The sequence below is a fragment of the Pusillimonas sp. DMV24BSW_D genome, assembly GCF_011388195.1.
Classification (GTDB): domain Bacteria; phylum Pseudomonadota; class Gammaproteobacteria; order Burkholderiales; family Burkholderiaceae_B; genus Neopusillimonas; species Neopusillimonas aestuarii.
On sequence record NZ_CP049990.1, the window covers coordinates 1,882,687 to 1,894,448 of the forward strand.

At 54.9% G+C, this 11,762-nt stretch carries 6 protein-coding genes; 2 read left to right on the forward strand and 4 right to left on the reverse strand.

Going from position 1 to position 11,762, the window contains the following annotated elements; all coding sequences use genetic code 11:
• Positions 1-8: 8 nt before the first annotated feature.
• The gene (gene glnE / locus G9Q38_RS09205; protein ID WP_166130204.1) at positions 9-2,786 is read right to left on the reverse strand and encodes a bifunctional [glutamate--ammonia ligase]-adenylyl-L-tyrosine phosphorylase/[glutamate--ammonia-ligase] adenylyltransferase; all 2,778 of its coding nucleotides are present in this window, start codon (positions 2,784-2,786) and stop codon (positions 9-11) included.
• A gap of 97 nt (positions 2,787-2,883) precedes the next feature.
• Between glnE and G9Q38_RS09210 the strand changes: the two genes are divergently transcribed.
• Complete coding sequence (locus G9Q38_RS09210) at positions 2,884-6,435, forward strand: YhdP family protein (RefSeq protein ID WP_166130207.1); 3,552 nt, start codon at positions 2,884-2,886, stop codon at positions 6,433-6,435.
• A gap of 75 nt (positions 6,436-6,510) precedes the next feature.
• On the opposite strand, the gene gdhA is transcribed toward G9Q38_RS09210, so the two are convergent.
• From gdhA to trxA, 3 genes are all read right to left on the reverse strand, one after another.
• The gene (gdhA, locus tag G9Q38_RS09215) at positions 6,511-7,851 is read right to left on the reverse strand and encodes an NADP-specific glutamate dehydrogenase (RefSeq protein WP_166130210.1); all 1,341 of its coding nucleotides are present in this window, start codon (positions 7,849-7,851) and stop codon (positions 6,511-6,513) included.
• A gap of 141 nt (positions 7,852-7,992) precedes the next feature.
• Positions 7,993-9,249 carry a transcription termination factor Rho gene (gene rho / locus G9Q38_RS09220; RefSeq protein ID WP_166130213.1) on the reverse strand — a complete coding sequence of 419 codons (1,257 nt, stop codon included), beginning with the start codon at positions 9,247-9,249 and terminating at the stop codon, positions 7,993-7,995.
• A gap of 79 nt (positions 9,250-9,328) precedes the next feature.
• A complete protein-coding gene (trxA, locus tag G9Q38_RS09225; RefSeq protein WP_114420529.1) occupies positions 9,329-9,655 on the reverse strand; it encodes a thioredoxin TrxA in 327 nt (108 codons plus the stop codon).
• Positions 9,656-9,786: 131 nt separating this feature from the next.
• On the opposite strand from trxA, the gene G9Q38_RS09230 reads away from it, so the two are divergent.
• Positions 9,787-11,751 carry a DNA topoisomerase IV subunit B gene (locus G9Q38_RS09230; RefSeq protein WP_166130216.1) on the forward strand — a complete coding sequence of 655 codons (1,965 nt, stop codon included), beginning with the start codon at positions 9,787-9,789 and terminating at the stop codon, positions 11,749-11,751.
• Positions 11,752-11,762 lie beyond the last annotated feature (11 nt).

An 11,762-nucleotide genomic window follows, 5' to 3' on the forward strand; every position in this document is an offset into this window, starting at 1 on the left:
AGCGTATTTTAATCCGGTAAGACCGTATTCCAAAGTGCAATGACCGCATCGCGTTCAACCACGAACTCATCCTGGGAAACCCGGGCGGCTTCGGCACCCTGCAAACGCAAGCTATGTTGCGCTTTGCGAAAGACCCGGTATGCATCAGAGACTTCCCGGGCAAGTGCGGCCGGAATAAGCTTTGCCTCGGAAGCCAGTTTCAGCAGGGTGATGTTGCCCAGGTTTTCCAGTAATACAGGGTGTTCGCGGGCGTGGCTGAGCACCAGGTATTGCGTAATAAACTCAATATCCACCATGCCGCCCCGGTCATGTTTCAGGTCGAACAGTTCACTGCGGTTTGGATGGCCGGCCGCGATTTTGCTGCGCATTTCCTTCACATTTTTATAAAGCGTGGCAGGGTCGCGCTCCAGCAGCAATACTTTACGACGCGTGGCCTCGAAGCGTTCCCCAACGCCGGGGTCACCGGCGGCAAAGCGGGCCCGGGTGATGGCCTGATGCTCCCAGGGCCAGGCGTGGGTAAGCTGATATTGTTCGAATGCATCAACGGAAACCGCCAATACACCGGCATCGCCGTCGGGTCGCAAGCGCAGGTCAATTTCGTACAGACGGCCGGATGATGTCATGGTGGAAAGCCACGAGGCCATTCGTCGCCCCAGCTTCGCGTAGGTTTCGGCGGCGTCTTCGCGCTCGTCGTCGTATAGGAACACCAGATCGAGGTCGGATGCATAACCAAGTTCTTTGCCACCCAGGCGGCCGTAGGCAATGACGGCGAAGTGATGGGGAGGGACGGGCTGGTGGCGCTGTTCTTTGGGTTGCACCATGGGCCATACACGCTCGATGGTTTCGTTCAACAACATATCGGCCAGCGCCGATAGTTGGTCGGCCAGCTTTTCAACGCTTAATACACCGCCCAGGTCTTGTGCCAGTAATTGAAAACTGATCTGACGCTGCAAATCGCGCATTAAATTCATTTGCTGTTCAACGTCGGGTTGGCCCGACGGCAGCAGGCAGGCGTCGAGCTCGCTGCGTAACTGTTGTGCCAGTTCGTTGAAATTGGGCGGATCCATGAGCGAATGCCATTCGATCAGGCTGTCGAGCAGAAGTGGGTATTGACGCAGGTATTGCGCCGCCCAGGGGCTGGCGCCAATAATTCGGGCAACCCGTGCAAGCGTTTCGGGGTACTCGGCAAGCAAGGCCAGATACGGGCTGCGCTGCGCGATTTGTTCCACTAAGTCGCATAGACGAATGGCGGTTTGTTCGGGGTTGCTGGTTCGATGCGCCGTTTCCAGCATGGCAGGCAGCAGGGTTTTAACGCGTTTGCGGCTGCTGGTGGGCAGGCTGCGGATACGATGGCTTTTCATCAAAGCCTGAATGCGTTGCGCAACGGATTCACTGGCCTCACCAAAATAGGCTTTGACCTCGTCTTCCAGCTCGTCGGGGCTGGTATCCATGGTGGGGTTGTCGTTTTCCTCTTCCTGCGACTCTCCCATCCCCGCGAGGCGAAAGGCGTTGCGGAAAGTGCCATTGACGAACGCCCGGTGTGCATTCAGCGTTTCCTCGAACTCGGAACTGGCCATGCCCATGGCAAAGGCAAGTTCTTCACGTAATTCGGGATTGTGTGGCAACAAGTGCGTTTGTTCGTCTTCACGGTATTGAAGAAGGTGCTCTGTTCGACGCAAAAACAAGTATGCTTCTTCGAGGCGACGCGACAACGTTTCTTCAATGATCCCGGCTGAGAATTGTTGCTTCAAGGCTTTCAGCAGATTGCGTTTTTGCAGCGAAGGCGTGCGGCCGCCTCGGATAAGCTGATTCAGTTGCACCACAAACTCAATTTCCCGGATTCCGCCATCGCCCAGTTTGATATTGTGTTTGGCGTCGATACCGTTGCGCCGGGTGGCGCGGCGGTTCCAGTCTTCCCGAATGCGTTCGCGCAATGCGCGCAGCGACGACAACGCATCGAAATCAAAATATTTGCGGTAGACAAATGGGCGACGCAGTGCTTCCAATTGCGCGCGCTGGGGTTTCGGATCACTGTCGTCAAACGCTTTGGCAGGCACAACGCGGGCTTTAAGCCAGGCATAGCGCTCCCATTCCCGTCCCTGGGTGACCAAATAATTTTCCAGTGCGTCCAGGCTCCAGGCCAAAGGACCCGAGTCGCCGTCGGGGCGCAAGCGCAGGTCGGTGCGAAAAACGACGCCATACTGATCGGGTTCCGAAAGAATGGGCATCATCCGTTGTGTTACGCGCCCATAGAATTCGTGATGGCTGATTTTGCGCCGCCCGCCCGTTTCGCCTTCCTCACCGTACAGCATAATGAGGTCGATATCAGACGAGACATTGAGTTCACGTCCGCCCAGTTTCCCCATCGCCAGGATGAGCATTTCCTGGGGTTTCCCGGTGCTAGGGTCAATCGGTGTGCCATGAATTTCAGCCAGTTCCGTTGCGACCGTGCGATAGGCTTGCGCAATCGCCAGGTCGGCCAAATACGACATGGCTTTAACGACTTCTTTGAGATCGGCCAGTTTTGCCAGGTCGCGCACAAGGATGGTGTAAAACACCTGGCTACGGATTTCGCGCAGCGCTTTGCGCAGCGTATCAAGCGGTACAATGGCCTCGGCTGAATCGGCCTGTATGGCATCCAGAAACCATTGGTCGATGCGGGTGGGCGTAACCGGTTCTTGGGCGGCTTGTTCAAGCCAGGTTTCAAACTCGGGGCTGCCTGCGAGCTTTCGTCGCAGTGCCCCCGACCAACGGGAAGCAGTTTGTATCGGCGTAGTGTGGTTCATGCTAAAACGTGTAAGACGCAACCAGAAAATTCGGGTATAAGTCGAACAAGATACCGCAAAACGCGCTTGTCATGTTGTTAGGTTAATCAGGGATTTCGTGCGTTCGTTTCCTAAAATACTACGCCGGCTGGGTTGGCTGGCCCTGTTCATTTATCTCGCTTTGGCGTCGGCCATTCTCGTTTTGCGCTACGGGATATTGCCTAACATTGATACCTGGCGTTCCGCAATTGAGCAGCAACTATCGCAGACGATGGGGGGAGAGGTTTCCCTGGAGCGGTTGCGGGCCGATTGGAAAGGCCTGAATCCCAGCTTCGACATAACCGGTTTGCGTATTCACGATAATAGCAATGACCCGGTGCTTAGCCTGCCCCGCGTGCGTGCCCAACTGAGTTGGCTCGCGTTGTTGCGTGGGCAGGTTCAGTTTTCCACCTTGCAGGCCCAAGGCCTGGAACTGGACGTGCGCCGCGATCCGCAAAATAATTTTTGGGTGCTTGGGCACGAGATTGATATATTTGATGGCGATAATAACGATAAAACGTCGCCCCCGGCGCTGCAATGGTTACTGGGCCAGAAGTCGCTCGTCCTGACGCAGGCAACGGTGCATTGGAAAGACGAGTTGCGCAATGCCCCGGTTTTGTCATTGGAAAACGTTTATATTCAGTTCGAGGGGGATGGCCGCACCTATCAGGCGCGTATGCGAGCCGGCGCACAGGCTTTGATGCATTCAGCAGAATTATTGGTTGAGCTGCAGTTCGAACAAGACTTAACGACTGCCGCAATGTCGGCGCAGGCGGGCTCATTGCCCGCCTGGAAGGCTCGGGCTTATGCAGACATGCAAAACATGAATTCTGTGGCCTGGGCGCCGTGGGCTGACGTGCCAATAGCGCTGCAAAGTGCCATGGTGTCGACGCAGGCCTGGGTGGAGGCGCAGCGTAATCAGGCACCGCGGGTGACGCTTGACGCAAAAGTCATGAACGCCCAGTGGAGCGGTGCTGAAAACGCCGAAATCAAAGTAGACGATATGCGTGTTTTTGCACAGGGCGAGCTTCCTCTCCATAGCGGCGCAGCGCAGAGCACGGAGGCAACGCAGTTGGCTTTTGGCGTTCGTTTGCAAGCCATGGATGTTGACATGCCGTCGATCTTCAGCAACCCACTGGCTTTCGATGATATCCGGTTGGGTGGAAAGCTAAGCCACGAACAGGGCGCGCTAAAGCAGCTTGATTTACATGTCGCCCGCATCGTCAATGCCGATATGGATGTCTCCTTTGAGGGGCATTGGCATGACGATCCGGCCCTGTCATTGGGGGCGGTGGAAACGCAGGGTCGCTTTGCCCGGGCAAGCTTGAGCGCCATTCATCGTTATCTGCCGCTGGAAGTGGATGCCGATGCACGCGACTGGATGTCTACCGGCTTGGTGCAGGGCCAGTTGTTGGGGGCCGGGTTTGTATTGCGTGGTGATCTGGCTGCTTTTCCATTCGGCGATGCGCCTGAAAAAGGGTACTTTTATGTGGGAGGCCCGCTCAAGGACGCCATTATCGATTATGTGCCGTCAACACCCGATAGTCAGGGGTGGCCGCGCCTGGAGGGTTTGAACGGCTTGGCATCGTTAACCGGGGTTGATCTCCGTGTTCAGGCAAATGCGGGTAGCGTAATACCGGGCGACGGCCCTGCTATCACTCTTAATCGGGTGTTGGCACGTATCCCCAATATTGAAGACAACGCCATATTGTCGATTGAGGGGCAGTCATCGGCGCCGGCCACCGCTTATCTGGCGTTAAACCGACATTCGCCGCTGGGTGGACTGCTGGACAATGCTTTGGACGAGGCACGCGCCGACGGTGTCTGGAATGTGCCTTTATGGTTGAATGTGCCACTTTACGATACCGATAAAACAACCGTGTCGGGGTCCGTCGTGTTCAATGGCGGAACCTTCCAACTAGATTCCGTTATGCCGGTTATGTCGGGAGTGAACGGCCAGCTTGATTTTTCCGATACCGGCATTCGTTCGCAGGGTGTCAAAGCAACTGCTTTGGGAGGCGTACTAGCCATTTCGGGGGGGCTGGGCGGTGATAATAAGAACCTTGTGATTGCAGGCGAAGCAAGCTCTCAAGCCATTGCCCGTTTCGCCGGGTTAAGTAATGACGTGGGCCTGGAGGGGCGGGCTGCCTATCGGGTTGCGGTCGAGCGTACGCCGGCCGGGCGTTACGATATCGCCTTAACGTCGAACCTGAAGGGCATGCGTATTGACTTGCCTAGTCCTTTAGGCAAATTTGCCGATGAAAGCAAGGAGCTTGAGGCTAGGTGGGCGCCGCTGGGGCAAGGGCGGGCTCAGTTGCAGGTGCGTATCGGTAGCGACATTCGCATGGACATGCGCCGTGATCCAGCCGTGAAAGGAGCATATTTCAACCGTGCAGTGATAGCGTTGAATCAACCACTGGCGCTTCCTGATGTCGGAATGAGTATTGACGTTCGGTATCCGGCGTTGGATCTGGACGCCTGGCTGGCCTTGATGGGTTCCCCGTCTCAGGAAGCCTCAGCGTCCCCAGGCTTGTTGCCGGCACTCAATCAAGTTCGTATTCAGTCTGATCGCTTGCGTGTACAGGATGTTGACTTGACCAAGGCAACGTTAACGTTGTCGCCGCTTAGGCAACCCGATGGATGGCGAGTGGATATCAGTTCCAGCCAGACTGCCGGTACGTTATGGTGGCGGGAACCTATCTTGGGCAAACCGGCTTCACTTGAGGGTAAGTTTGCCCGGCTGGCGTTAGGGAACCCGGATGCCCCGGAACCAACGACTGAAATCAAGCCGCCGTCTGAATCACGATTCGAAGACTTCAAAATACCGTCACTTAATCTGGTGGTGGACGATCTGGTGGTGTACGGCGAAAGTGTGGGCGCCGTGACACTCAATGGTTCCGCCTCGGGCGCCGGCCGCGTTCTGAATATTGATCAATTGGAAATTAAAAATACCGGTGCAACGCTAAACGGGAAAGGCGCCTGGCGGCTGGACGGCGGCAACCGGGGCTTGTCGCTGAATGCCTCTTTGGCGGTCCAGGACCTGGGGCGGTTTCTTGATCATGTGGGATTGAAGCGGGCGGTAACCGGCGGCCATGGTTATGTCGAAGGCACACTCACCTGGAATAATCTGCCGTGGCGTTTTCAGAAGTCTGACTTGCAGGGGCAGTTGAACGTTAAGTTGGAGAAAGGGCGTTTAAGCTCCGTGAACTCAAGGTCGGCACGTGTTTTGGAGTTACTGTCATTGCAGTCTTTGCAGCGGATTCTTTCATTCGACGCGAATCCCGAAGGGGCGTTTGCGCAAGGGTTTCCGTTTGATTTACTGGAAGGCTCCATACAAATTCAAAGTGGCGTGATGAGTACCAATAACTTTCGCGTAAATAGCGCAGTAGGCACAATCAGCCTGGGTGGCGACGTCAATGTGGTGAATGAAACGCTTGATTTACAGGCGATGGTGGTGCCTAACCTGGATATGAGCGGGGCCTCGGTGGCCGCAGGTATTATTAATCCGATTGTGGGTGTCGGGGCGTTCCTAACGCAATGGCTTTTGAAAGCACCGCTTAGCAAGGCGATGACGGTTCATTATGATGTTTCCGGAACCTGGGCCGATCCACAGTTGCGTGAGCTGAAATAAGAAGGGGTTGGCCTTCTGGTGGTGTTATGAACCACCGGCCAACCCAATCTGTTTAGTCACGTGCATTCCTTGGTGTCAGTAAACGCCTTGTTGCAGCATCGCATCGGCCACTTTTACGAAGCCTGCGATGTTGGCCCCGTCGACATAGTTCACTTTGTCACCCTGCTGGCCATAACGCACGCAATTCTGATGAATGTCACGCATAATGGCATGCAACTTGGCGTCAACGTCTTCACGTGTCCACGACAACCGTGCCGAATTCTGGCTCATTTCAAGGCCTGAAACGGCCACACCGCCTGCGTTACTGGCTTTGCCAGGCGCATACAGCACGCCTGCTTTAATAAAGCATTCGGCGGCATCAATGGTGGTGGGCATGTTTGCGCCTTCAGAAATGCAGCGTACCCCATTATTGATCAGTGTCTTGGCATCGTCGATTTCCAGTTCATTCTGGGTGGCGCAGGGCATGGCGACTTCGACTGGAACATGCCAGGGGCGTTTACCTTGCTCGTATGTCAGGTTCAGCTCTTTGGCATAGGTAACCAACCGTTCACGACGGTTGTTTTTAATATCCATCAACAGTGCCAGTTTTTCCGGGGTGAAGCCGGCAGGGTCGACAACACAGCCGTCGGAGTCGGAAACGGTAATGACTTTGGCGCCGATTTGCATGCATTTTTCAATGGCATATTGCGCCACATTGCCCGAACCGGAAACCGAAACGGTCATGCCGTCGAGCGAGCGCCCGGCATGCTTGAGCATTTCTTCTGCAAAGTACACCGTGCCGTATCCCGTGGCTTCTGGGCGGATCAAGCTGCCGCCGAACGACAGCCCCTTACCGGTAAAGACGCTGGCAGCTGAGTTCGACAGTTTCTTCATCATGCCGGTCATGTAGCCTACTTCGCGAGCGCCCACACCGATATCACCTGCCGGTACGTCGGTATCTGGCCCCAGGTGGCGGTACAGTTCAAAAATAAGTGCCTGACAAAAACGCATGACCTCGCCGTCTGACTTGCCTTTCGGGTTGAAGTCGGACCCACCTTTACCGGCCCCCATGGGCAATGTGGTAAGGGCGTTTTTGAAGGTCTGCTCGAACGCCAGGAACTTCAGAATGGATAGGTTCACCGAAGGGTGAAAACGCATACCGCCTTTGTAAGGGCCAATAGCCGAGCTATGCTGAACACGGAAAGCGCGGTTGGTTTGTACTTCGCCCTTGTCGTTCACCCAGGAAACACGAAACTGAATAACGCGTTCTGGTTCCACAATGCGATTCAATAGGCCTTGTTCCGCATACTGCGGGTTTTGTTCGATGAATGGCCACAGTGACGCCATGACTTCTTTAACGGCTTGCATGAATTCAGGCTGGTGGGGGTCGCGTACCTGGAGCTGCTCCAGGTACTGATTAAGACTGGGTAGTTTCATTCGTTTTTGCTCTGTAGTTTTGTGCCGGCCACGAGAATACCGGCACAGTGGCTAAAGAAAATTGTTTTATCTGGCCCGTTATGGCCGGGCCATGATGCACCAAGCCTCTCATTTGAGAGGCTTGTGTGGGTTGAGATGATCTTACTTTTTCATCATCTCGAAGAAGTCCGCGTTGTTTTTGGTTGCGCGGATTTTGTCCAGGATGAATTCCATGGCTGCCACTTCGTCCATATCGTGAATGAACTTGCGCAACACCCACACTTTTTGTAAAAGATCGGGCTTGATCAGCAATTCTTCTCGACGGGTACCCGATTTATTCAGGTTGATGGCCGGGTACACCCGTTTTTCAGCCAGGCGACGTTCCAGATGCACTTCAGAGTTGCCTGTGCCTTTGAATTCTTCGTAAATGACTTCGTCCATGCGGCTGCCGGTTTCAATAAGGGCCGTGCCAATAATGGTTAATGAGCCACCTTCTTCCAGGTTACGTGCCGCACCGAAAAAGCGTTTGGGCCGTTGCAGGGCGTTGGCATCGACACCACCGGTAAGTACTTTGCCTGATGACGGCACAACGGTGTTGTAGGCACGGGCCAGACGGGTGATGGAGTCGAGCAGAATGACCACGTCTTTTTTGAGTTCAACCAGCCGCTTGGCTTTTTCGATGACCATTTCGGCTACTTGAACGTGGCGGGTTGCAGGTTCGTCGAAGGTGGAAGCCACAACCTCACCGCGAACGGTGCGTTGCATTTCGGTCACTTCTTCCGGGCGCTCGTCGACCAGCAGCACAATAACGTAGGCTTCCGGGTAGTTCGTGGTGATGGCATGGGCAATGTGCTGCATCATGACCGTTTTACCTGATTTGGGGCTGGCCACAATCAGCGCGCGCTGGCCTTTCCCCATAGGTGCGAAGATATCCAGAATACGCCCTGTAATGTTCTCTTCGCTTTTAATGTCGCGTTCCAGCGTCATGACCTGGTTCGGGTGCAGCGGCGTGAGGTTCTCAAACATAATGCGGTGTTTGATGGCCTCGGGCTGCATTCCGTTAACCTTGTCGACCTTTACCAAGGCAAAATAGCGTTCGCCGTCTTTTGGTGTGCGCACCTCACCTTCAATGGAATCGCCCGTATGCAGGTTGAAACGCCGTATCTGGGAGGGGGAGATATAGATGTCGTCGGTGCTGGCCAGGTACGAAGTTTCAGGCGAGCGCAAGAAGCCAAAGCCGTCGGGCAACACTTCAAGAACGCCATCGCCGAAAATCTGTTCGCCTTGCTTGGCGCGCCGTTTCATGATGGCAAACATGATTTCCTGTTTGCGTAAACGGCTGGCATTGTCGATATCCAGACTGGCGGCCATTTCGAGCAACTGCGAAATATGCAGTGCTTTAAGTTCGGTGAGATGCATGGAGAGAAAAGGGAAGGGAAGTTATGCGTTGATGGCAGGCCTAGACAGGCCTGCGCGCAAGACAAAATTAAAAGGTGGTTTACAGAGCTTCTTCAAGAAAGCTGTTCAGTTGCGACTTTGACATGGCCCCTACCTTGGTAACCGCTGCTTCGCCGTTTTTGAACAGCATGAGCGTTGGGATGCCGCGTACGCCATATTTGGCGGGGACGTCGGGGTTTTCGTCGACATTCAGTTTCGCGATAGTAACACGACCCTGAAAGGTTTGTGCAGCTTCGTCGAGCAGCGGTGCAATCATTTTGCACGGGCCGCACCAGGCAGCCCAATAATCGACCAGGACGGGTACATCGGATTGAAGCACTTCGGCTTCAAAATTGGCATCGGTTACGGTTTTGATGAGGTCACTCATGATGTGAGAAAAAGTTCAGGTTACTGAAAAAACTATACTAAGCATAACATTAGCCCGCTTTACCTGACTACTGAGTCGCGCGAAGTCAGGCAAAATACGGTTTTTTCATTTGTTCGATCTCAGGGGGTCATTTGGCGAACGCACCACAGTACGACGAAGGGTCCATCAAGGTTCTGAAAGGCCTGGAGCCGGTACGGCAGCGGCCGGGCATGTATACGCGCACCGAAAATCCACTACATATCATTCAGGAAGTGATTGATAACGCGGCCGATGAGGCGCTGGCAGGGTTCGGCGGCAAAATCAGTGTCACGTTGCATACCGACGGCAGTATTTCGGTTGAAGACGACGGCCGGGGTATTCCGGTTGGTCTGCATCCAGAAGAGCAGGTGCCGGTGGTGGAAATTGTTTTCACGCGCTTGCACGCCGGTGGCAAGTTCGACAAGAAAGCGGGCGGTGCCTATGCCTTTTCAGGCGGGTTGCACGGAGTCGGCGTATCGGTCACGAATGCGTTATCGACTCGTCTTGAGGTGGACGTTTGGCGTGATGCTCAGGCGCATCGGCTGGCGTTCCAGAATGGTGATGTGGTTGAACCCCTGACGCTGCAAGGTTCGGTAGGCAAGCGCCGTTCGGGCACTCGCGTGCGCGTATGGCCCAATCCCAAGTATTTCGATTCCGCCGTCATTCCCGCTGCCGACCTGGTGCATTCGTTACGCAGCAAGGCAGTATTGCTTAGTGGTGTCAAAGTTTCGCTGACTATTGAAAAAACCGGGGAAACGCGCGAATGGCAATATGACGACGGATTGAAAGGCTATTTGAATGAGGCGTTGGGCGAAGCCGAACGGATTGTGCCTCTGTTTGAAGGCAAGCGGTACGCCGAGGCGGGCGACGATGCATTTTCCGAGGGAGAGGGGGCGCACTGGGCCGTTGTCTGGTCGACTGAAGGCCCTGTGGTGCGTGAATCCTATGTAAATTTGATCCCAACACCGGCGGGCGGCACGCATGAGGCAGGGCTGCGCGATGGTTTATTCAATGCGGTGAAGTCATTTGCTGAACTGCATAGCTTGATTCCGAAAGGGGTGAAGCTGTTGCCGGAAGATGTTTTTGCGCGAGCCAGCTTCGTACTGTCGGCAAAAGTTCTCGACCCTCAGTTTCAGGGGCAGATCAAGGAACGCCTGAATAGTCGTGATGCCGTGCGGCTGGTAAGCGCCTATGTAAAAAACGCACTGGAGTTAACGCTGCATGCCGATGTAGAGGCCGGCAAGAAATTGGCCGAAAGTGCCATTCGTCAGGCCCAGGCCCGTGCGCGTTCGGCCCAGAAAGTCGAGAAGCGTAAAAGTTCGGGCGTTGCCGTTCTACCAGGTAAGCTAACCGATTGTGAATCCAACGATCCTGAACGCACTGAGTTGTTCCTGGTCGAGGGCGACTCGGCCGGCGGGTCTGCAAAAATGGGGCGCGACAAAACCTTCCAGGCTATTTTGCCTTTGCGAGGCAAGGTTTTGAACTCGTGGGAAGTTGACCGCGACCGGTTATTTGCCAATAACGAAATCCACGATATTTCCGTGGCAATCGGGGTCGACCCCCACGGCCCTGGCGATCAGGTGGATTTGTCGGGTTTGCGTTATGGGCGGGTCTGTATTTTGTCGGATGCCGACGTCGACGGCTCGCATATTCAAGTGTTGCTGCTTACCTTGTTCTTCCGCCATTTCCCCCGCCTGGTCGAGGCGGGGAATGTTTACGTGGCGAGGCCACCGCTATTTCGTGTCGATGTACCCGCTCAAGGCAAGCGTACCGCTCGTAAACTGTATTGTCTTGATCATGGCGAGCTGGAAGCGGTGCAAGACAAATTGCGCGCAGAAGGCATACGTGAGGGGGTTTGGAGTATCAGCCGCTTCAAGGGTCTGGGCGAGATGAGCGCCGAACAGTTATGGGAAACCACCATGAATCCCGACACGCGTCGTTTGGTGGCGGTGAGTTATGGTGATCTGGGTATGGAAGCGACAGTCGACATGTTTGATATGTTGATGGGCAAGGGTGAGTCGGCGCAGCGCCGGGCCTGGCTGGAGGAAAAAGGCAACCTGGCCGATGTAGATGTGTAACGGCCCCACGA

Coding starts and splice junctions, on each gene's coding strand:
- glnE (WP_166130204.1), bottom strand. CDS start 2,786: ATGAACCACACTACGCCGATACAAACTGCTTCCCGTTGGTCGGGGGCA.
- gdhA (WP_166130210.1), bottom strand. CDS start 7,851: ATGAAACTACCCAGTCTTAATCAGTACCTGGAGCAGCTCCAGGTACGC.
- rho (WP_166130213.1), bottom strand. CDS start 9,249: ATGCATCTCACCGAACTTAAAGCACTGCATATTTCGCAGTTGCTCGAA.
- trxA (WP_114420529.1), bottom strand. CDS start 9,655: ATGAGTGACCTCATCAAAACCGTAACCGATGCCAATTTTGAAGCCGAA.